Source organism: Halopenitus persicus (genome assembly GCF_900107205.1).
Lineage (GTDB): Archaea > Halobacteriota > Halobacteria > Halobacteriales > Haloferacaceae > Halopenitus > Halopenitus persicus.
The window spans coordinates 98,858-118,947 of the sequence record NZ_FNPC01000002.1; the positions used below are offsets into that span (position 1 = coordinate 98,858).

General features: G+C 68.7%; 18 protein-coding genes. 10 read left to right on the top strand and 8 right to left on the bottom strand.

Annotated features, from left to right (window positions below; genetic code table 11):
• The gene (locus BLV25_RS03495) at positions 1-903 is read right to left on the bottom strand and encodes an amino acid kinase family protein (RefSeq protein ID WP_092730900.1); all 903 of its coding nucleotides are present in this window, start codon (positions 901-903) and stop codon (positions 1-3) included.
• 9 nt (positions 904-912) lie between these two features.
• Positions 913-1,071 carry a DUF7563 family protein gene (locus BLV25_RS17250; protein WP_176819429.1) on the bottom strand — a complete coding sequence of 53 codons (159 nt, stop codon included), beginning with the start codon at positions 1,069-1,071 and terminating at the stop codon, positions 913-915.
• A 382-nt stretch (positions 1,072-1,453) separates the two neighbouring features.
• Between BLV25_RS17250 and BLV25_RS03500 the strand changes: the two genes are divergently transcribed.
• Positions 1,454-2,044 carry a hypothetical protein gene (locus BLV25_RS03500; protein ID WP_143114380.1) on the top strand — a complete coding sequence of 197 codons (591 nt, stop codon included), beginning with the start codon at positions 1,454-1,456 and terminating at the stop codon, positions 2,042-2,044.
• 24 nt (positions 2,045-2,068) lie between these two features.
• On the opposite strand, the gene BLV25_RS03505 is transcribed toward BLV25_RS03500, so the two are convergent.
• A complete protein-coding gene (locus BLV25_RS03505) occupies positions 2,069-3,829 on the bottom strand; it encodes a bacterio-opsin activator domain-containing protein (RefSeq protein ID WP_176819430.1) in 1,761 nt (586 codons plus the stop codon).
• A 199-nt stretch (positions 3,830-4,028) separates the two neighbouring features.
• On the opposite strand from BLV25_RS03505, the gene BLV25_RS03510 reads away from it, so the two are divergent.
• Positions 4,029-4,709: a response regulator gene (locus BLV25_RS03510; RefSeq protein WP_092730906.1), complete on the top strand. Its 681-nt coding sequence runs from the start codon at positions 4,029-4,031 to the stop codon at positions 4,707-4,709.
• Positions 4,710-4,744: 35 nt separating this feature from the next.
• On the opposite strand, the gene BLV25_RS03515 is transcribed toward BLV25_RS03510, so the two are convergent.
• Positions 4,745-5,662 (bottom strand): sodium:calcium antiporter, encoded by a 918-nt coding sequence (locus BLV25_RS03515; protein ID WP_092730908.1) that lies wholly within the window; start codon positions 5,660-5,662, stop codon positions 4,745-4,747.
• A 322-nt stretch (positions 5,663-5,984) separates the two neighbouring features.
• Here BLV25_RS03515 and BLV25_RS03520 point away from each other — a divergent pair, with 322 nt between their 5' ends.
• Positions 5,985-6,449, top strand: a complete 465-nt coding sequence (locus BLV25_RS03520) for a response regulator transcription factor (protein WP_303645822.1) — start codon at positions 5,985-5,987, stop codon at positions 6,447-6,449.
• 62 nt (positions 6,450-6,511) lie between these two features.
• Here BLV25_RS03520 and BLV25_RS03525 read toward each other — a convergent pair whose 3' ends face one another.
• From BLV25_RS03525 to BLV25_RS03535, 3 genes are all read right to left on the bottom strand, one after another.
• Positions 6,512-10,087 (bottom strand): PAS domain-containing protein, encoded by a 3,576-nt coding sequence (locus tag BLV25_RS03525; RefSeq protein ID WP_176819431.1) that lies wholly within the window; start codon positions 10,085-10,087, stop codon positions 6,512-6,514.
• Between the two features lie 101 nt (positions 10,088-10,188).
• Complete coding sequence (locus tag BLV25_RS03530; RefSeq protein WP_092730913.1) at positions 10,189-11,163, bottom strand: TIGR03557 family F420-dependent LLM class oxidoreductase; 975 nt, start codon at positions 11,161-11,163, stop codon at positions 10,189-10,191.
• 143 nt (positions 11,164-11,306) lie between these two features.
• Complete coding sequence (locus tag BLV25_RS03535; RefSeq protein ID WP_092730915.1) at positions 11,307-11,702, bottom strand: DUF2267 domain-containing protein; 396 nt, start codon at positions 11,700-11,702, stop codon at positions 11,307-11,309.
• 200 nt (positions 11,703-11,902) lie between these two features.
• Between BLV25_RS03535 and BLV25_RS03540 the strand changes: the two genes are divergently transcribed.
• The 6 genes from BLV25_RS03540 to BLV25_RS03560 all read left to right on the top strand — a co-directional run bounded on the left by BLV25_RS03540 (position 11,903) and on the right by BLV25_RS03560 (position 18,779).
• Positions 11,903-13,795 (top strand): hypothetical protein, encoded by a 1,893-nt coding sequence (locus tag BLV25_RS03540; RefSeq protein ID WP_092730917.1) that lies wholly within the window; start codon positions 11,903-11,905, stop codon positions 13,793-13,795.
• Between the two features lie 143 nt (positions 13,796-13,938).
• Positions 13,939-15,822, top strand: a complete 1,884-nt coding sequence (locus tag BLV25_RS03545; RefSeq protein ID WP_021075262.1) for a formate/nitrite transporter family protein — start codon at positions 13,939-13,941, stop codon at positions 15,820-15,822.
• A gap of 233 nt (positions 15,823-16,055) precedes the next feature.
• Positions 16,056-16,277: a hypothetical protein gene (locus tag BLV25_RS16655; RefSeq protein ID WP_143114381.1), complete on the top strand. Its 222-nt coding sequence runs from the start codon at positions 16,056-16,058 to the stop codon at positions 16,275-16,277.
• A 128-nt stretch (positions 16,278-16,405) separates the two neighbouring features.
• Positions 16,406-16,849 carry a winged helix-turn-helix transcriptional regulator gene (locus BLV25_RS03550; RefSeq protein ID WP_021075265.1) on the top strand — a complete coding sequence of 148 codons (444 nt, stop codon included), beginning with the start codon at positions 16,406-16,408 and terminating at the stop codon, positions 16,847-16,849.
• Positions 16,850-16,993: 144 nt separating this feature from the next.
• Complete coding sequence (locus tag BLV25_RS03555) at positions 16,994-18,136, top strand: DUF3179 domain-containing (seleno)protein (RefSeq protein WP_092730919.1); 1,143 nt, start codon at positions 16,994-16,996, stop codon at positions 18,134-18,136.
• A complete protein-coding gene (locus BLV25_RS03560) occupies positions 18,129-18,779 on the top strand; it encodes a hypothetical protein (protein WP_176819432.1) in 651 nt (216 codons plus the stop codon). Before BLV25_RS03555 ends, BLV25_RS03560 begins: the two co-directional genes overlap by 8 nt.
• Positions 18,780-18,822: 43 nt before the next feature.
• Here the strand turns inward: BLV25_RS03560 and BLV25_RS03565 are convergent, their stop codons facing one another.
• Complete coding sequence (locus tag BLV25_RS03565) at positions 18,823-19,509, bottom strand: haloacid dehalogenase type II (RefSeq protein ID WP_021075268.1); 687 nt, start codon at positions 19,507-19,509, stop codon at positions 18,823-18,825.
• Between the two features lie 116 nt (positions 19,510-19,625).
• On the opposite strand from BLV25_RS03565, the gene BLV25_RS03570 reads away from it, so the two are divergent.
• The gene (locus BLV25_RS03570) at positions 19,626-20,090 is read left to right on the top strand and encodes a hypothetical protein (RefSeq protein WP_092730921.1); all 465 of its coding nucleotides are present in this window, start codon (positions 19,626-19,628) and stop codon (positions 20,088-20,090) included.

The following is a 20,090-nucleotide window of genomic DNA, read 5'->3' on the forward strand; positions in this document are numbered from 1 at the left end:
TCACCGAACCTGCGTCCCCGCCGCGCCGTCGAGCGCGTCGTCGAGGTCCTCGGGCTGTGTGATGACCGCCCGCCGCCCGCCCTCGTCGACGAACGAGGCGCACGCCTCGGCCTTCGGTCCCATCGACCCCGCCCCGAACTCGCCGCGCTCGAGGTACTTCCGGAGAGTGCCGGGATCGACCTCGCCGATCGGCTCCTGCGCGTCAGTGCCGTAGTCGAGGTACGCGCAGGGGACGTCGGTGACGAACACCAGCTCGTCCGCATCGAGATGGCGGCCCACCAGCGCTGACGTGTAGTCCTTGTCGACGACGGCTGCCTGTCCCTCGAAGCCGTCACCGCGGTCCGCCACGGGGATCCCGCCCCCGCCACAGCAGACGACGGACTGCCCCGTTTCCACGAGCTGCTCGATCGTCGGCGCTTCGAGGATCCGCCGTGGACGCGGCGAGGGAACGACGCGCCGATACGTGTCGGCACCGCCCTCGACCGGAGCGGTCTCGAAGGGCTTCTCCCGGACTTCCGCCGCATCGTAGCACGGACCGACCGGCTTGGTCGGCTCCTCGAAGGCCGGATCGTCCGGGTCGACGACGACGCGCGTGGTCACCGCCGGGACGGCCTCGTCGTGATGTGCGTCCAGCGCGTGGCTCAGCAGATAGCCGAGTTGGCCCTGCGTCGCCGCGACGAGCGCATCGAGGGGGCGGGCGGGCGTGTCCGCGACCTCCCGTTCGAGAAGTTGCCGGCCGACCTGCGGGCCGTTTCCGTGGGTCCAGACGATCGTCCGCCCGGTGCTGGTGACGCCCTCGAGACGATCGACCGTCGAGCGGACCCGCCGCAGCTGTTCGGCGTAGTCGGCGTCGTCGCTCGACACGAGCGTGTTGCCGCCGAGGGCGATGATCGTCGGTTCCATCGGTCGGCTTTAGCCGGACCGTGTCCCTCGGATCTCGCGGACGTCGCCGCCGGTCCGGGTTCTGTCCGGACAGCGCGGACACACCCGTGGTTGGTCGACGTCCCGTGGCGTGAAGACGCTCGCGTATCGGTCGGTGACGAAGGCCCCGCAGTTCCGACACTCGCTCATCGGGTCCTCCGTCGACCACGGCGGTCGCCGCTCGTCCGCGCACGACGGTCCTCGGGTTGCTCGGTCTCAGGCTGCTCGTTCTCGGTCTGCTCGGCGACCCGCCGGCAGGGTCGGATACGGTACGCCGGGATCGGACCGTGACGCTTGACCATACCGTTCGACCCACTGCCATCGGAATAGTGGGCCATCCTATGTGTGTAGGGCTGGCAAGCCTGTGGGATCGACGCGTTCGAGATCATCGACCGCCGGCGTCGGCGTCCCCGGGCTCCGGTCCGGTGGCGTCGCTTTCCGCTCCGCGTCCATCCGCGACACGAGTTCGCCTCCAGCCGCAACACAGTTAGGATACGCTCGCTTTATCCTGGAGATTGACACGTCAATTACGATGGTGGAACTCACCCGACGAACCGTGTTACGAGCTGGTGGTGGCTCGACGCTTGCATTGATCACCGGCGGCGGACTGCTCGTCTATTCGTCGGAGCCTGCGGTCGCGGCGACGGGACTGTCGGCGGACGACGTGACCGTCTCCAGCAACGATGGAGAGCTCACGTCGCTTACGATCGCGCCGGACATCACCGTGAGTTGGGACGGGCAAGAGACCGCAGTTGCCGAGATCCAGGCGACGTGGTCGGTGGCATCATCCGGAACGAGCGAGAGCACCGTCGGGAGCACGCCGTACTCGATTTCGGCGCCGAGTCCCGGCAAGAGCGGTTCGGTGGACCATACGTTTCCGGAGATCAGCTTGTTATCGAACAACGGCGGCGCCCTGTCCGCGTCGAACTTCGCCGCGACGACCGACGGCGGGAGCACGAACACGGACGTGACGCTCAGTATGGACGTCACGCTCAAGGATTCGAGCAGTAACACGGTCACGTCGGCGACGGACGTCCTCGGGCCGAAGACCTACGCCGTCACCGTGACCAACGTCGAATCAACCGTGGATTCGACCGGAACGGCCGGCACCGGCGGATCGTGACGTCGCAGCCGCCGCGACTCCCGTTCAGGCACCGCGCCGATCGCCGCTGCTCGTCTCCTCGAGATAGATGTCCACCAGCTTCCGTTCGGCCTCGCGGAGGTGCTCGTGCATGGTCGGGGGCGCCATCCCGAGGCTCTCCGCGATCTCCTCGGCCGTGCTCTTGCGCGGCCAGTCGAAGTATCCGGCGTTGGCGGCAGCGGTGATGACCGTGTCTTGGCGCTCGGTGAGCGTCGACTCGAGCGTCGCGCGGAAGCCCTCAACGGATTCGTAGGACCGTTCGACGTTGCGCTTGCTCACGAGGTCGACGTCGGGGAAGTCCTCCCGTATCGTCTCGAGGACGGTCCGGAGATCGACGTCGGAGGCGAACTCGATGTCGAGGTGGCCCTCGCCGTCGTCGGCGACCAGGCGCGTGACGTTGCCGCTGGTCTCGAGGAGTTCCAAGACGATCGAGCCGTCGTGAACTCGACATTCGACGAGCACGACGTCGCCGCGGTCGTCGATGACGCGCGCGCCGTCGACGCCCTCGGCGTCCGCGAGGTGCTCCATCACGTCGTCGGTCGGCGCCTCCGTCACGGTGACGTAACAGACGATCCCCTCGCCGGAACTGCGGTGGACCCCCTCGAGTTCGACGCGACAGCGGTGGGTCATCGAGAGGTCGACGAAGAAGTCCGAGCCGTCGGTGACCTTGAGCTCGAGCTCGACGATGCTGTCGTCCTCGACGAGCTGCTGGGTCTGGATCGAGTCGATCGCGTTGCCGACGGTCGTCCCGACCTCCCGCAGGGTCGAGCGCTCGCGATCGGTGAGTTCCGTCTCGTTTTCGGCCCAGGCAACCACGACGAACCGGATCGAGTCACGATAGTTGATCGGGACCACGAGCGCCGTCCGGAGCGCGTCATCCGCGGCCAGCCGCGTCGTGAGGCGGCCCACCGCGTGATCCTGGTGCGTGCCGGGATCGACGAGCCGGGCGTCGCCCTCGTCGAGCGCGGTTCGGATCGGTCCCGAGGGCTCACAGGAGACGGAGTCGAGGTCTCCATCGCTGCCGGCGACCGCTTCCGGGAACAGCTCGTCGTAGGCCGTCGTGTACTCGCCGACCAGCGCGTGGTCGTAGTGCAGCTTCTCGGTCATCAGCTCCGCCACCGACTCGGCGAGGGCCTCCTTCGAGTCGACGTCGACGACGGCGCGGTTCACCGATCGGAGCAGCTCGTTGACCGACCGCAGCCGTTCGAGCTCGGCGGTCTCCCGCTGGACGACCGGGCTCTCGGCCGCCGCCTCGGCCTCGGCTTTCACCTGATCGACCGCTTCGGGGTCCCGGATCGTATCGGAATCCTGCGATTCGAGCGTCCGCGCGGTCGACTTGAGGGAGAGATACTCCCGGGTCTCCTCGTCGAGGTCCTCACGGAGGAGCAAGTCCTCGATCACGCCGACGACGTCGGACTTGGCGACCGGCTTCGTGAGATACTCGTCGAACTGGAGGTCGACGAGGTCGCTGTTCGGCTTGACGGCGGTGAGCATCGCCACCTGGCAGTCGAGGTCCCGTTCCCGGATCCGTTCGAGGACCTCGTCGCCGGGCATATTCGGCATCCGGCGGTCGAGTAACACCGCGTTGACGTCCTCGGAGACCCGCTCCAGCGCCTCGTGGCCGCCGTAGGCCGTGACGACGTCGAAGCGGTCACGAAGCCACATCGCGTAGGTGTCCGCGATGTCCTCGTCGTCGTCGACGACGAGCACGACCGGTTGTTCCTGCGCGGCGTCGACACCGGTCTCGGCGGACGGCTCGTTGCTCATTCGTATTCCCCCGTGGTTGTGCCTTACGTCTCGATTCACCCACATAAAAATAACTCGCCAGCGATGAATCCCGAATGACCACGATGCATCCTTTCGAGGTCGTCGAGGACGCCGGTCGCCGGGGTCGGCGCCGTCCGTACTCCGCCGGTCGATCACCTAATGATATAGGCATATGGTATAGGATGACTTGTGGCGAACGGTGGACCATGCAGCCTCGACTGAACTGCACGGCTCGGGACCGACCGCCCCGTCGAACCGGCTGGCACGGGACGCGCCGATGACTGACTCGGTCGATGCCCCGACCGGCGGCGTCGCCTCGGACACGACCGTCCTGATCGTCGAGGACGAGGCGGACCTCGCTGACACCTACTCCGTGTGGCTCCGTCAGGACGACTACGACGTCGAGACCGCCTACGGCGGGGACGAGGCTCTGGCGGCGCTCGATCCCCGAATCGACGTCGTCGTGCTCGATCGCCGGATGCCGAACATTCCCGGTGATGCGGTGTTGCGCAAGGCTCGCGAGCGCGACGGCTCCTACCAGATCTCGATGCTGACCGCGGTCGAACCGGACGAGAACGTCCTCGATCTCCCCTTCGACGAGTACCTGACCAAGCCCATCGACAGGTCGACGATGGTCGAGACGGTCGAGTGTCTCGCTCACCGCCGGACCCTCGACGAGGAGCTTCAGGAGCTGTTCCGGCTGGCCTCCAAGCACAGCGCCCTCGAGCCCCGGGACGGCGAGGTGATCGAGCAGGCCAGACGCCAACTTCAGGAGCGCATCGAGCGCAAGAAGGCGGCGATCGGTGACAGGATGGACGAACTCGAGGACCCCGTCGAGCAGTTCGCGGTCGTCGAGAATCCCGAGAGTCCCCGATTCTAGTGTCCTCGGATCTCGTGCCCTCGGATCCCGTGCGCTCAGACGAGGAAGGTCGGGAGGTACAGGGCGATGCAGGCCGCGGCCTCGGCCCGACCCACCTCGCTCCGGACGAAGAACACGCCCACGACCAGCGTCGAGACGACGAGCATATAGAGGGCCGAGCCGAGGACGAAATCGACGTCGGCGAACGTGAAGCCGCTCACGAGGACGCCGATGCCGAAGGAAAACAGCGGATCGGTGACGTTGCTCCCGAAGAGCGTCCCGACGGCGATGCCGTGACGGTCCTTCGAAACCGCCAGCGCCGCGACGGCGATCTCGGGTAACGTCGTTCCGAGGCCCGTGAGCAGCCCGATGAGCAGCTGCGGAACGCCGAGGGCCACGGCCACCTCGCGGCCGTTCACGATGAGGAAGTGCCCGCCCACAACCAGGAGCGCGAGTCCACCGCCGAGCCGGGCGACGGTCCGGGCGACGCTGGCGTCAGCCCGCACCCGGCGGGCCGCCGACTCGTGAAGCTCCATCTCCTGATAGGTCAGCGCCAGAAAGAGGACGTAACTGCCCACCAGCACGGCGCCCTCCGGGCGCGTCGCCCGTCCCGACCGGATGACTGCGACCATGAGCGTCATCCCGACGAGCATCCCGCCGCCGTAGAGCCTGAGCTTCGCGCGATCGAGGACGAGCGGCGAGACGAGCGCGACGATCCCGACCCCGACGGTGATCTGGGAGGTCGCGGAGCCGACGATGTGGCCGACGAGGAACTCCGGCGCTCCGTAGATCCCGGAGTAGACCGCCGTGGCGATCTCGGGAAGGGAGGTTCCGACCGCGACGACGGTGACGCCGACGAACAGCCGGGTGACCCCGAGGCCGTGGGCGAGGCCGCTCGCACCGTCGACGACCGTCTCCCCGCCGTAGATCAGCGCGGCGAGTCCGAGCAGTAGCAGAAGGACGGTCGAAAGCATCGCTGGAGAACCGGGTTGCCCGGGCCTCACGGAGTCCGGGAATTAAAAAGCGTCCCTAACCGCCGCCGAACCGCTCTGCGGGTGTTACGACCGCCGTTGAGTGCGACCCGCCCCCGTCAAGCGCACCGCGACCGTCGTCGAACGCGACCCGACCGCCGTCGAGCGCGGGTGGTCGTCGTCCACCTCACCGCCGTTGTGCAGTTCGTCACCGAGGTAAGCTTTATTACTCGTCCTGATGATTCCGCAAATTAGTGCGCAGTTCGCTAGTGTACGCGTCCGGGTCGGGTCCGTTCAGCCGGGGTCCTCGAGGCGCGGGACTGCGATGGCTCCCCGGATCTCCCATCCGAAGTACGACCTCGCGATCACCCTCGAGGCGCGAATGACGGCGGAAAACCAGCCCCGTTCCGGTCCCGACACGGCGAAGGGGGATCGGACGGAGAACGAGACGTTCACCGTTCTCCTGGCGGACGACGACGATGCCTACCGCGAGACGCTCTCGATCTGGCTCGCCGACGACCGGTGGAACGTCCGCGAGGCAACGAACGGCCGGGAGGCCATCGAGGAGCTCGACGAGGAGGTCGATGCCCTCGTCCTCGACCGGCGAATGCCGGAGCTCTCCGGGCCCGAGGTCGTCCATCGCCTGGCGGCGGAGGGTCCGGACGTCCCCGTCCTCGTTCTCAGCGCGTATCGGGGCGACGACCACCTGAGCGACGACGACGTCGAGACCTATCTCACCAAACCGATGGGTCGTTCGGCGTTCGTCGAACATCTCGAACGCGTTTGCTGAGGCGGCCACGCCGCTCAGGTCTCGCGGAACGCTCCCGCTCAGGTCTCGCGGAACGCTCCCGCTCAGGTTGCTCGTGGAAGCGTCAACCGGACGATCGCGCCCTCCGGATCGTTGTCGTCGACGGCAACGGAACCGCCGTAGGACTCCACGACTTCCCGGACGATGTGGAGCCCGAAGCCGGTGCCGGGGTTCTCGAACCCCTTTGCTCCCCGCTCGAAGACGCTCTCGACGAGGTGGTCGGGGATGCCCGGCCCGTTGTCGGCGATCGACACCGTCACCGCGTCCTCGTCCGCGCTCGCCGTCACGGAGACCCGCGGCGTCGACTCGTCGTTGTGCTGCACGGCGTTGTGGATGACGTTCTCGACCGCCTCCTCCAGGAGGCCGTCGGTCATCACCTCGGTCGTGGGCAGCGAGTCGGTCTCGAACTCGGCGTCGGGGAAGGTGATCGCCGCCGACTCGACCTGGTCGGCGAGGAGCTCGTCGACGGGGATCGCCTCGAGGTCGTCGGGTTCGTCACCGGCCATCACGCGGGTCAGTCCCCGAATGGTTTCGACGAGGTCGATCATCTCCGTCGTCCGATTCTTTGCCGTCTCCAGGTGCTCGACCACGTCCGCCTCGACGCTTCCCTCGACCATCGCGAGCCGGGCGTCGACGAGGTTCAGGCTGTTCAGCAGGTTGTGTCGCACCAGCCGGATCAGGAACTCGAGGCGCTCGCGCTCGTATTGGAGGGCCTCGGTGCGCTCGACGCGGTCGGTAACGTCCCGGACGAGCGCCATGGCGCCGACGATCTCGTCGTCCTCCTTCCGGACCGGGAGCGTCCGGAGTTCGAACGCGCCGGTCTCGTTCCGCATGTCGATCGATCTGCGCTCCCCCCTCAGCGCCGCCTCGAGAGCGTCCTCGAGCCGCCGTCCGCTCTCGTCGCTGAGCGTCTCGACGTCCGTCGGACGCCGACCACGGAAGGCGGGGGGATCGAGATCCAGGTCGTCCACGAGGCCGCCGGCGATCGCCTGAACGGTGCAGTCGGTGTCGACCATCGCGACGGATCCCCCGGGGATGTTCTCCGCGAGGGTGCGGTAGCGCTCCTCGCTCCGGCGGAGCTGCTCCTCGCGCGTCACGGACCGGATCGCGTGGGCGACGATGGTCCCCAGACGGTCCAGGGATCGCCGCTCGCGGTCCGGGATCGCGTCGCGATCGGTGTAGACGGTCAACACGCCGTAGAGCGTGTCCTCGAAGTTGAGCGGGATCGCCGCCATCGACTCGAAGCCACGGTCGGCGAGCGGACCGGCCCACGCAGCGTCCTCCCCGTCGGCGCGATCGTCCAGGTTCGAGACCACCTGGGTGTCGCCGCGGCGCGCCGCCAACGCGGTCGGCGAGGCGGCGTCGGACTCGATCGACAGCGGCGGGTCGAGCGGGAGCGTGGCGGCGTCGCTTCCCGCCACCGGCTCGATCGTCGCGCGGTCGGGCCCCACCTCGCCGATCCAGGACGCCGCGTAGAACCGCGAGCGCTCGAGGTGGGCCCGGATCGTCGACTGCACGTCCGTGACGTGGGACTGTTCGACGACGGCCTCCGAGAGGTCCTGGACGAGCACGTTGATCTCCGCGAGGACGTCGAGTTGTTCGCGTTGCTCCCGGAGTCGCTGCTCGCGCTTGCGGCGCTCGGTGACGTCCTGGGAGATCGCCATCGCCGCGGTGACCGCACCCGCCTCGTCCCGGACCGGAACGGTGTGGATCTTGCGAACGACCCCGTCGTTCTCGGTCACACACGACCGCCGTTCGCCCTCGAGCGTCGCCTCGTACTCCGGCACGAGCTCCTCGGCGAGCGCGTCGGAGAGGACGTCGCGAACGGCCTCGCCTTCCAGGGCGTCGGCGGTCATCGGGAGGTCCGAGAGGATCGTTCCGCCGACCAGCGAGTACCGCAGGTCGTCGTCGACGAGCGTGACGGCCCCGTTGGGGAAGTTGTCGACGAGCGTGCGGTAGCGCTCGCGACTCTCCTCGATCCGGCGCCGTCGCTCGTGGTTCTCGATCACCGACGCGATGAGCGTGGCGACGCTCCGGACGAACTCGACGTCGTGTTCCGCGAAGGAGCGTCGGTCGGTGTCGTGCGTGCCGAGGATACCCCACGGATCCTCGACGGAACCGATGATGACGCTGACGCCGCTGACGACGTCGTGGTCGGTCAGGAGGTCGGGGCCGTCGATCCGGTCGTCGGCCGCCAGGTTCTCGATGACCACTGGCTCCCGCTGGCCGAGCGTGTAGGCGGCCTGCGAGAGGTTCTCCGTCGCCGAGACCGTCGCCTCGCCGACGGCGCCGGGATCCCAACCGACGCCGTTGCGAAGCAGCAGTTCCTCCGCGCCGGCGTCGAGGTCCAGGACCTTGCAGTAGTCGGTGTCCAGGACGTCCGCGACGACGCGAGTCGCCCGATCGAGGAAGGCGTCGAGCCCCTCGGGCTGGACGGCACGCCTGCCGAGGTCGGCGACCGCGGCCTGCTGGCGGGACCGCGTCGCGAGTTCGCGCTCCCTGGCCTTGCGCTCGGAAACGTCGCGAACGACGCCGATCCGCTTGTTCGTCCCGTCGTCGGTCTCGAGGAGGGTGAAGGTCGCCTCCGCCTGGATCTCCTCTCCGCTGGCGGTTTCGACGGTGGCTTCGAGCCGTGCGGATTCCCCGCCCGCCAGTTCGTCGTGGAGCCTTCGGGCCCGTTCGGCGGTTTCCTCGCTGACGACCTTCGTGCCCGGTTCGCCGAGCAACTCCGCCTCGTCGTAGCCCGTGAGCTCGGTGTAGGCGTCGTTGACCATCACGAAGCGTCCCTCCTCGTCCATCACGTAGACGCCGTCGTCGATGGTCTCCACGATCCGTTCGTACTGCTCGAGTTCGCGTTTACGGTTCTCACGTTCCGTGACGTCCCGAAAGTACACCCTGAGGCCGTCGTCGTCCGGGTAGATGCGCGCCGCGAGACGACGATCCAGGACCTCGTCGTGCAGCTCGACCCGCTGCGGTTCGCCCGTCCTCCGGACGGCCTCGATGCGGTCCTGGATCTCGGCGTCCTCCGTCCCGGGGATGGCCTCCCGGACCCTGGTCCCCAGCAGCTCCGATTCGGCCGTTTCCAACAGCCGCTCGGCCGCTTCGTTGACGTAGGTAAAACGGCTCTCGTCGTCGAGAGCGACGAACGCGTCGGTGGCGCGCTCGAGGACGGTCTCCGGTTCCGGCGGTGGATCGACGTGGTGGGCGCTCGTGTGCGGACCATCGGTTCCGTCCTGGTCCGTCCCTGTCACCGGATCCACGGTGAGAACGGCGCCTCGGCGCGTCTCCGTCCCCCCGCCAGCCAGCGGCGCCGCATCGACGACGACGCGCCGTCGCCCGTCCGCGGTCTCGACGACACACTCCACGTTCTCAACCGGTGTGCCGGTTTCGACCGCACGGTCCGTCGGCCGCTTCTCGGGCGGGAGCCGGTCGCCGTCGGCGTCGTAGAAGGTCGGCATCGAGGGCCGGCCCGACCGACCGCTCTCGAGACCGAACAGCGCCGTCGCCTCCTCGTCTGCACGACGAAGTCGCCCCTCTCCGTCGACCACGAGCACCGCCCCGGAGACGAACGTCGTGAGATCCGAGACCGACAGCGCCCATTCGTGTCGATTCTCGGTCATATCGATCGCAGACGAATTCCCCATATAAATGTGCTGCCTAATCCGATCGACGGCCTCGTCGGTCGGCGGCCCTCGAACGCGGCGACGTTCCGTTGCACCGCTTATGACGTCATCGCGGTCAGCGATCCGACCGCTTCGATGAACCGTTCCTGGTCGGGGCTCGTCGAGAGGAACTCGATCTCGTCGAACCCGGCCTCGCGGTGTCGATCGATCGCGGCCCGGACGTCCTCGATCTCGGTCGTCACGAGGCCCCACTCCGTCCACTTTTCCCGTGGCACCGTCTCCGCAAGCTGTTCGATCCGTGGTGGATGGTAAACGTCGTCGTCGAAGTCGACGGCCATCGAGCCGGTCCAGAACTCCACGGCGTCGAGCGCGTCATCGTAGTTCTCGGCGTACGAGACGCTGAACTGGCGGATCCGGTCGATCTCCTCGGGGTTCCGGTCGGCCTCGGCAGCGCCCTCCTCGAGTGCGGGAACCAACTCCGTGCGGTAGGTCTCGACGTCCGCAAGCGTGAGGAAGCCGTCGGCGTACCGCCCGGCGACGCGCGCCGTCTCGGGGCCGTTGCCGGCCACGTAGAGGGGAACGGGCTCGTCGGGCAGCGTGTAGAGCTTCGCGTCGTCGGTCTCCCAGTGGTGGCCCTCGTAGTCACAGACCTCGCCGTTCCACAGCGATCGGACGATCTCGCAGGCGTCGATCAACCGTCGCCGCCGCTCGGCGTAGGGCGGCCAGTCGTAGCCCAGCGGCTTCTCGTTGAGCGCCTCGCCGGTCGCCAGCGTGCAGTGGACCCGTCCGGGATACATCGCGCCGAGCGTCGCGAAGGTCTGTGCGACCAGCCCCGGGTGGTACCGGCCGACGGTCGCGGTGACGCCGGTCCCGATCCGGACGTCGTCGGTCCGTTCCAGCGCGGATCCGAGCCAGGGCCAGGCGGCGCCGCACTCGGCGCCGGTGTGCCACCAGGGATGGAAGTGGTCGCTCGTCCAGACGGCGTCGAAGCCGGCGGCCTCCGCGGCGGCCACGTGCTCGAGGAGGCGGCCGGGTGGGTACTGTTCGTGTGCGGTGAAGCAGCCCAGATCCATACCGGAGCAACCGTGGCCGACGAAAAAAGCTCGCGTCCTAACTCGACGGTCTCCGTCCTCACCTGACGAGCCCGTCTCGCTCACCTGACGACCCCGTCTCGCTCACCTGACGACCCCGTCTCGCCGTGTCGGTCGCTCGGCGATCACCACGGGACGGCTTCCTGCTCGGTGAACTCGAAGAGCTCCTCGTAGTCCTCGGGAAGCTGCTCTTGGACCTGTTGCATCTCGGATCCGGTAGCACACTCCGCGACCAGCGCGACGATCGCCTGGGCGTAGAAGTGCGCGTCGGCCTCCTCGACGTCGGCCCGCCGGCAGACCCGGTCGATGAACTCCTGGTAGGTGAACTGCTGGCCGCCGCGGGACTCGGTCAGAAAGCGATCGATCTCCATCGGGAGTGGAGCCGCAAGGTCCGCCGCCTCTCCCTCGCCGAGTCGCTCCCCGAGCGTGTTCAAGACGACGCGCGTCATCTTCGCCGCGTGCCCTTCATCGGGTAGTTCCAGTCGGTGCTGTACCTCGCCGAGGAATGCGTCATAGTTCATCGTGGTGTCTCCATTGACTGGTGTGGGGTTGTCGAAGCGGCGCAACGACCGCCACGGTTGCACGTGGCTGCGGGAAGGCCCTAAAGGAGCGGCCAACGTGCTTCGCTGGGTGCCGGCGTTCCCTCCTCAGCGGTCATTCGACCGCCCTCGCGGTCGTTCCACGCTCAAAACTTTTTGTGAAGGAACAACGTTTTCCGAGTATGGGTTGGGGGAACACGGCACTCGGATGGCTCGCGAAGCTCGCCGGCGCGGTCGCGCTGATCGGCTTCGGAATGACGGTGGTTGTCATCGTCGGATTCTACGCGCTCGGCGTCGGCGCACTGGACGTGCCCGTCCTCGGAACCGCGGTGCTGCTCGTGCCGCCCGCGGTGACCGCGGTCGCGTTCCTGACGTGGGCGGCCTCGCGGATCGCGCGCCGCTATCTCGTCGACGACCGGCGCTCCCGGGCAGCGAGTGACACGCGCGCCACGCGCTCCGGCACGGGACGCCGCGGAGAGGCGGGATCGAACGCGGACCCCGAGACACGTTCGGAACCCGGGGACGCCGCTGCCCCTGCGGCCGCGTCCCGCGGCCACCTCCGGGAGTTCAACAGGGCGAACAAGTACCTCACGGCGATCCTCGGGTTCTTCCTCGTCGTCTCGGCCGTCGCCTCGCCGCTCACGGCCGCGGCCTCGGGCACGCCGCTCGGGATCGTCGTCGGATTCCTCGTCTTCGCCGCGACGGCGCTGGGCGGGACGACGACCCTTCTCGTGACGACGGCCTGGTTCGGGCTCGCCTGGTACGGTATCCGGACCTACGGGGCCACCGAGGCGTGGATCGCGGGGATCGTCGGCTGGACCCTGTTCACCCTCAGCGGGCTCTCGCTGTTGACGACCAGCCTCGGCGCGATCGCGATCGTCATCGGCGGGGGACAGGTCCTCCGCGTCGGGCTGCGAGCTCGCGGCGGGACCGAGATCGTCTTCCTCGACGAGTATGCCGAGTCGGTGCGGAGCGACTCGCGCGCAGCCGCGGCCGGCGGATCCACCCCTGCTGCCGCCCGCGCCGGCGGCACCGCGGATCCCTCCGACGACGTCGCCGGCGAGGTCGATGACGGCCGGATGTCGATGGCCGAGATCAGGGCCCGGCTCCGGAACGCGGAGATCGAGGGTCCCGGCGACGTTCGGGACCTCCTCGCGGTCGAACCGGTCTTCGTCCATCCGCGGGAGGCCGGCCACGAGCGGCTCACCTATCTGAGCTACCTGAGCTACGCGCTCGGCGGGCTCCTCGTTCTCTCGTCGCTGCTCGTCGGCGTTCGACTATGGGGGTTCCCCGCGCTCGGATTCTGGGGCATCGTTGCCGGCGCGGTCTATCTCGGCCACGGGTTCGGGCTCCCCCAGCGTTCGCCGGTCGTCCACGCGGCGGGTGCGGTCTGGTACGTGCTCGGTCTCCTCGTGGCTCTCGTGACGGTCAGCCCGATCGCGATCGTCGTGACCGCCGCAGGGACCTACCTCGCCTGGACCGCCACCGCGGGGATCCCCCAACCGGAGGCGGTCGTTGCCGCAGCCGAGGGGACGTCCGCCGACGCCGACCGATCCGACGCGTCGCTCCCCGAGGGGCTGGTCGGCGGCGGGATCGTCGCCGGCATCGTCCTGGGCGCCGTCCTCGGTCTGCTGGGAGCGGCCGTCTTCGCGTGGGTGTCGGTGCAAACGGAGACGGTCTACGGGCTCCTCGTGGTTCTTCCCGCCCTTGCCGCCGGGTTCGGCGTCGCGCTCGGGGCCGGCGAGCGGGCCGGCCTTCCGAGCGGTCTCGCCGCGGCCGGTCTGGCGGTGGTTTCGATCGGCGCCGGGTTCCGGCTGCTGAACTGGTTGATGCCGCCGTTCTACGAACTTCAGCCCTCGCCGCTGCTGGCGATCGTCCCGCTCGTCGGGATCTATCTCGCCTACCGGATCGGTTCGAGCGCCGCCGTCGAGACGGGTTCGACTGGCGGTTCGGATCGGAGCCGTGACGTCGCCGATGCCGGCTCCGGGACCGACGGACGGTCGGAGGCGGGCGACGCGAGCGATGGGTCCCCGACTGGCTCAGGTCCGAGCCGTGATCGGAGCGCTCGGGAGTAGCCGACGCCGTCCGTTCGGGGATCGGTGCGGAATCCAGCGCAATCGGCGCCGTGCGCCCGCGACCGAACCCTCGACGAGACGGTGACCTTCAAGTCTCGGCGAGACGGTGACCTTCAAGTCGGCGCGCCATCAGGGATCGGATAATGGCCGACCCGGAACACACGGATCTCGAGAACCACTCCGACGTCGACCCCCCTGACCGAAACGGACGGGACGAGCCGGACGACCCCCCGACCCCAAGCGATCTCGACGAGTCGGTCCGGCAGGCGGTCGAACGCTCGCGGATGGGCGCGCCCGCGGTCGGCGAGGCGGTCCGCGACCGGTTCTCGGCCGACGAGGTCTTCCAGCGGATCGTCGCTGCGGCCGACGAGGAGGTCACCTCCTCGGGCCGAGAGCTGTTCTTCAGCGGCATCGCGGCCGGGTTCGCGATCAGCATCACCTTCCTGCTGTACGCGTCCCTCTCGGCGTCGACGGACCACCCCGTGCTCGGCGTCCTGCTGTATCCGCTCGGGTTCATCTACATCATCATCGGCGGCTACCAGCTGTACACCGAGAACACCCTGCCGCCGGTGGCGTTGACCCTCGAACGGATCGCCAGCCTCCCCGCCCTGCTCCGCCACTGGAGCATCGTCCTGATCGGGAACTTCACCGGCGGCGCGCTCGGGACCCTGGTGCTCGTCTACGGCAACGTCTTCGACCCCGCGGCCGCCGAGAAGGCGATGGAGCTCGGCCGGCACGGGGTCGAAACGTCGGCGTGGGCGCTGTTCTCCAAGGCCGTCTTCGCCGGCCTCATCGTCGCCGGCGTCGTCTGGGTCGGGTTCAGCGCGCGGGACACGATCTCCCGGGTCGTCGTGACCTATCTGGCCTTCCTCGCGGTCCCGCTCGGCGGACTCTTCCACGTCGTCGTCTCCTTCGCGGAGGCGTTCTACCTGCTGTTGCACGGCGAGCTCGGGATCCTCGCCGGCCTCACCGGGTTCGTCCTCCCGGTCCTGATCGGCAACACCGTCGGCGGCGTCGCGCTCGTCACCCTCGTGAACTACTTTCAGACCAGCGAGGACCGCCTCGAGTCGGCCCGGTTCGAGGGGATCGAGCGCCGGCTCACCCCGCGTGAGTGGCTGTTCGGCCGCCTCGCCGGCCGGTCGTACGTTCCGATGCTCGACCCCTCCGAGCAGGGACTCTCGAGCGAGGGCACCTACCGGATCATGGTGCCGATCGCGAACCCGCGGACCGAATCGCGGCTGATCGAGCTGGCCTGCACCATCGCGAGCGCTCGCGAGGACGCGATCGTCCACGCTGTCCACGTGATCCAGACGCCGGGCCGCCGCTCGGCGGACCCCAGTTACGGGCAGCGCCAGCGCGTGATGGAGGAGTCGGACCGCCTGATGGAGCCGCTCCGGGACGTCGCTGCAGACTACGACGCGGGCCTGGAGACGTCGATGGTCATCACCAACCGCTCGTTCGAGGAGGTGTTCAACGCCGCCCGTCGGACCGACCCCGATCTCGTGTTGATGGGGTGGGGGGAGGACCGGCTCTGGACGGACGCGCGCGCCGAGCGCCCGCTCACCGAGCTGACGAACCGCCTCCCAAGCGACTTCCTGATCGTGAAGGACCGCGGGCTCGACGTCTCGCGGATCCTCGTTCCGACGGCCGGCGGCCCGAACTCGTCCCTGGGCGCGGAGGTCGCGGAGATGATCGCGGCGGTCGCCGACGCCGAGGTCTCGCTGCTGCACGTCGTCGACGGTCCCGACGAGCGCGAGGCCGGCGAGGAGTTCCTCGCCGAGTGGGCCCTCGACCACGGACTGACGGACGCGGAGACGATCGTCGACGACTCCGGCGACGTCGAGGCCGCCATCGAGCGCGAGGCGAGCGACAGCACGCTCCTGCTCATCGGCGCGACCGAGAAGGGGCTGCTCTCGCGGCTGTTGACCGACTCGCTACACATGGACGTGATCCATCGCGTCGACTGCTCCGTGCTGTTGACCGAACGCCCCGGCGACCGGTCGATCCTCGAGCGGCTGTTCGGCTGACCGAGCGCGGTTCGCGACCGCACCGTCCACGCCGCCCGCGCATTGATGTGGTCGGGGTGTCTGCGTACACCATCGGCCGACGGTGACCTATGGGCTTCCCGACCTGGATACGGTATCGTGGCTTCGTCGTCGCGCTGCTCGGGTTCGCGATCACTCGGTTCTTCGCCGCGGGCTGCTCGTGGTCGCGACTCCGTCGACACGCCTGAAACCCGGTCTCGGTCGGAACCGCCGGCGTGCTTTGGGGAATCGTCCTCCGGCTTGTCGCCGCCGGCCCGATCATGCCCGTCCGGCTCTCGCTGGTCGGGCTGCCCACCGCGCTCCCGAACCTCTCGGCGCTCGGATTCGTCGGGCACGTCCTCTGGGGGGCCGTTCTCGGGACGAGCGTCTGGTGGCTCGGCACCCGATCGATCGGCGAGTTCGATCGCGAGGATCCGCCGGTCGAGTACCTCCGGTGACGCCGCCCACCGTCCGACTGCTGCGTCCGTTGCTGGCGTGGTGAGACCTCGTCCGTCCGACTCGACAGCCACTCTCAACCGACTTTTCCGAGGGAATCGTTATGCAGGATGCGGCCCAACGATCCGGTATGTCCGACCCGTCTCCCCCCGGCGATCCACCCGATTCGGACGACGGCGACGGCAACGATCACGACGTCGATTCGGCCGACGCCGTCGATCCGGACGACGCCGTCGAACGCCTGGAGGTCTGGTGTGCCGGCGAGGACTGGTGTCCGGTCACCACCACCGCGACGCTCATCGGCAAGAAGTGGCACCCGGTCATCATCCACCGGCTTCTCGAGCACGGTCCCAGCGGGTTCAACGAGCTCCAGGACGCCGTCGACGGCATCTCGAGCAAGGTGCTCTCCGACAGCCTCGAGGACCTGCAGGAAAACCGGCTCGTCGAGCGTGAGATCATCAGCGAGAAGCCGTTTCGCGTGCAGTACTCGCTGACCGACCACGGTCGGTCCCTCGAACCGGTGATCTATTCGATGCGGGATTGGGGCGTCCAGCATTTGGCTCCGCCCAACTAGCCGCGGGCCGCCCGACTGGCCACGGGTCGAGGTCCGTTCCCTTCCGTTCCGCCGAAGAACGTCGTTCCACGCAGATATGGGCGCGAACCGCGGTTACGTCCGGGTTAGGACGTCCTTTTGCCTCCGGAAGCCGTACGGTAACGTATGACAAATGGCGTGACGCGACGGGCCGCCCTCGTCAGTGCCGGCGCCGGAGTCACGGCCCTCTCCGGATGTCTCGGCGACCGAGGGATCGGGAGCGCCGGCTCCGCGTCCCCGACCGACTCCCCGAACGAGGGCGACGGGTCGTCCGATCGGTCGGCCACTGAGCGCTCCGGACCGCCAACGCGGGACGAGACGCTGCCGCTCCCGATGGACGCGTCGTCGCTCCGGAACCGTGCGATCTCCGGCGGGCCGCCAAAGGACGGGATCCCCGCGATCGACGACCCGCAGTTCGTCACCGCCGCGGCGGCCGCCGAGCGGTTGAACCCCGGCGACCCGGTGTTCGGCCTCGTCAGGGGGGACGCGATCAAGGCCTACCCGCAGTCGATACTCGTCTCCCACGAGATCTGCAACGACGTCGTCGACGGCGTTCCGGTCAGCGTCACCTACTGTCCGCTGACCGGAACCGCGATGGGGTTCGAACGCGGCGACACGACCTTCGGCGTCTCCGGCCGCCTGGTGAACAACAACCTGATTATGTACGACCGGGCCACCGAAACGTGGTGGCCGCAGGTGCTCGCGACCGCGATCCCCGGGCCGTGGAACGAATCGCCGGCGACGCGGTCGCTCCGGGAGTTCCGGCTGATCTGGACGACGTGGGAGCGGTGGGTGGATCGGCACCCCGACACGCGGGTTCTCTCGCGAGAGACGGGCTTCGCGCGGAACTACGATACGGACCCGTACGGGACGTACAACCCACGTCTCGGGTATTACGAGCCCGAATCCTCGCCGATGTTCCCGCCGCTCGCCTCCGACGAGCGACTCGAGCCCAAACGCGTCGTCATCGGCGCGCGGACGACCGCGGGCGCGTTCGCCGTCGAGAAGAACCGCCTCCGGGACGCGAAGCTCGTCCACGGCGACCTCGCCGGCACTTCCGTCGTGGCGACCTACGATCCGAACCTGGATACGGGCTACGTGTTTTCGAACCCCGACGCCCGTCCATTCGACTACCGGCGGGGCCGGGTCCACGGACCGGACGGCGGGACGCATCCGCCGGCGGACCTCCCGCTCGAACGGCTCCTCGCGTTCGACGCGATGTGGTTCGCCTGGCGCGGGTTCTACCCCGAGACGACCCTGTATGACTGAGCCCGATCCGTCGGCCGCCAGCCCCGCCGACCACGCCGATCACGCCGACCACGCCGACCACGCCGACCACGCCGACGCCGGCGTCCTCGCTCGGACTCGCGTCGCCCTCGCGGTCGCTCTCGAGCGGCGCGACTCCGGGAGCCTCCTTTTCGGCGTCGCCGTCGGGTATCTCTGCCTGTATCTGGTCACCGTCGGCGACCTCTCGCTGGTCGGCCGGGACGCGGAAACGGTCTCGATCCGGACCGCGGCGGACCTCTCGCGAGCGGTCGCCCGCCTCGGGTTCCTTCGGTTCGGCGCGATCGCCGTCGTCTCCGTCGGCCCGGTCACGTACCTGTTCGCTCCCCTCAACGTGCTGGTCGGGACGGTCCTCGCGCTCCTGGTCGGGGCGAACGCCGCGCTCGCGTATCTGGGCGTGGTCCAACCGCGCGCCTGCGGGCTCGAATCCTCGACCGGGCTTCTGGCCGGCGTTCCGGCGCTGCTGTCCGGCGCCGCCTGCTGTGGCCCGACGATCCTGCTCGTCATCGGAGTCCAGGCGAGCGCGGCGATCGTCGCGGCGTTCCAGCTGTTGGTGCCGGTCGCCGTCGTGTTGCTCGTCGCCGGGCTCCTCCTCGTCGGCCGCCGGATCGACCCCACGCTGGTGTGATCGACCCCGCGCTGGTGTGACCGAGCGCCGGATCGACCCCGCGCTACGCCCCGTCCAGCGCGTCGGCCAGCTCGTGGAGCGATTCCACGATCAGGTCCGGATCGGAACCGAACGGTTCCCACGGCGACCCCTTCCGGTCGACCCAGACGCCCTGCATACCGGCGTGTTTCGCCCCCTGGACGTCGAACCAGCCGGCCGTCACGTGGGCGATCGCGTCGATCGGCGTCCCGGTTCGCGCCGCCGCGTGGCGGTAGATCTCGGCGGCGGGTTTGAACGTCCGGACCTCGTCGGCGCTGATCGTGTCCGCCACGAGGTCGCCGATGTCGGCGTGGTCGACCATCGAGGCCAGCATTTCCGGGTTTCCGTTGGAGACGACGTAACAGTCGTAGCCGGCGTCCCGGAGCCGCTCGATCCCCTCGCGGACGTCCGCGAAGACGTCGAGCTCGTGGTAGACCGCGAGGATCTCGTCGCGTTCCTCCCGCGGGAGGTCGACGCCGTGGGCGTCGAGGGCGTACTGGAGCGCGTCCCGGTTCATCTCATAAAAGGGCTGGTACGCGTCGAGATGGTTCGCGACGAAGGTGTACTCGATCGACCGCGCCCGCCAGAGCTTCGAGACCGGCTCCGGGTCGGCCACGCGGTCGGCGAGGGCGGACTCGGCCGCGTCCACGTCCACGAGCGTACTGTACGAGTCGAAGGTTACCGTCCGCACGCGTTCGGCGTCGAAGCTCATCATCGTCCCAACGGACCCCGTAGTGATAATCCTCCGGCTCTTCGGAACCCTCCGGACCGCGGTGTCGTGACGGTTCCCCCCGTGTTTCTATACGAGTCGTCCCCGTATCCACGGGTATGGTCTCGAACACGCGCCTGTACGGCGCCGCGATCGCCGTCACGTCCGGCCTGTACTCCGTCGCGAGCGCCACGACGGGGTCACGAACGGGGGTCGGCGGTTGGATCATGGGATCGCTCGGCGTCGTCGTGATCGTCCACGGCGTCGCGTTGCTCACGGACGCCGCCACCCGGCTCGGCGACGTCAGCGGACCGTTGATGGTCGGCTACGCGGCCGTGATGCTCCTCCTTCAAGCTCTGTACGGAATCGGCCTCCTGGCCGGCGGAACGAGCGGCGGCGGAATGATGGACGGGAGCGGGATGATGGGCGGGAGCGGAATGATGGACGGGAGCGGGATGATGGGCGGGAGCGGGATGACCGCCGGAATGGGCTGGGATGCGGGGATGGTCGCCCTGGCTCTGTTGATGCTGGTCAGCGGGATCGTTATGACGCGGGATCGGCCGACGGGGCCGGATCGGATGTGA

What these genes read in the sequence shown, in the direction of transcription:
- BLV25_RS03495 (WP_092730900.1), bottom strand. Translation starts at nt 903, where the DNA reads ATGGAACCGACGATCATCGCCCTCGGCGGCAACACGCTCGTGTCGAGC.
- BLV25_RS17250 (WP_176819429.1), bottom strand. Translation starts at nt 1,071, where the DNA reads ATGAGCGAGTGTCGGAACTGCGGGGCCTTCGTCACCGACCGATACGCG.
- BLV25_RS03500 (WP_143114380.1), top strand. Translation starts at nt 1,454, where the DNA reads ATGGTGGAACTCACCCGACGAACCGTGTTACGAGCTGGTGGTGGCTCG.
- BLV25_RS03505 (WP_176819430.1), bottom strand. Translation starts at nt 3,829, where the DNA reads ATGAGCAACGAGCCGTCCGCCGAGACCGGTGTCGACGCCGCGCAGGAA.
- BLV25_RS03515 (WP_092730908.1), bottom strand. Translation starts at nt 5,662, where the DNA reads ATGCTTTCGACCGTCCTTCTGCTACTGCTCGGACTCGCCGCGCTGATC.
- BLV25_RS03520 (WP_303645822.1), top strand. Translation starts at nt 5,985, where the DNA reads ATGGCTCCCCGGATCTCCCATCCGAAGTACGACCTCGCGATCACCCTC.
- BLV25_RS03525 (WP_176819431.1), bottom strand. Translation starts at nt 10,087, where the DNA reads ATGACCGAGAATCGACACGAATGGGCGCTGTCGGTCTCGGATCTCACG.
- BLV25_RS03530 (WP_092730913.1), bottom strand. Translation starts at nt 11,163, where the DNA reads ATGGATCTGGGCTGCTTCACCGCACACGAACAGTACCCACCCGGCCGC.
- BLV25_RS03535 (WP_092730915.1), bottom strand. Translation starts at nt 11,702, where the DNA reads ATGAACTATGACGCATTCCTCGGCGAGGTACAGCACCGACTGGAACTA.
- BLV25_RS03540 (WP_092730917.1), top strand. Translation starts at nt 11,903, where the DNA reads ATGGGTTGGGGGAACACGGCACTCGGATGGCTCGCGAAGCTCGCCGGC.
- BLV25_RS03545 (WP_021075262.1), top strand. Translation starts at nt 13,939, where the DNA reads ATGGCCGACCCGGAACACACGGATCTCGAGAACCACTCCGACGTCGAC.
- BLV25_RS03550 (WP_021075265.1), top strand. Translation starts at nt 16,406, where the DNA reads ATGTCCGACCCGTCTCCCCCCGGCGATCCACCCGATTCGGACGACGGC.
- BLV25_RS03555 (WP_092730919.1), top strand. Translation starts at nt 16,994, where the DNA reads ATGACAAATGGCGTGACGCGACGGGCCGCCCTCGTCAGTGCCGGCGCC.
- BLV25_RS03560 (WP_176819432.1), top strand. Translation starts at nt 18,129, where the DNA reads ATGACTGAGCCCGATCCGTCGGCCGCCAGCCCCGCCGACCACGCCGAT.
- BLV25_RS03565 (WP_021075268.1), bottom strand. Translation starts at nt 19,509, where the DNA reads ATGAGCTTCGACGCCGAACGCGTGCGGACGGTAACCTTCGACTCGTAC.
- BLV25_RS03570 (WP_092730921.1), top strand. Translation starts at nt 19,626, where the DNA reads ATGGTCTCGAACACGCGCCTGTACGGCGCCGCGATCGCCGTCACGTCC.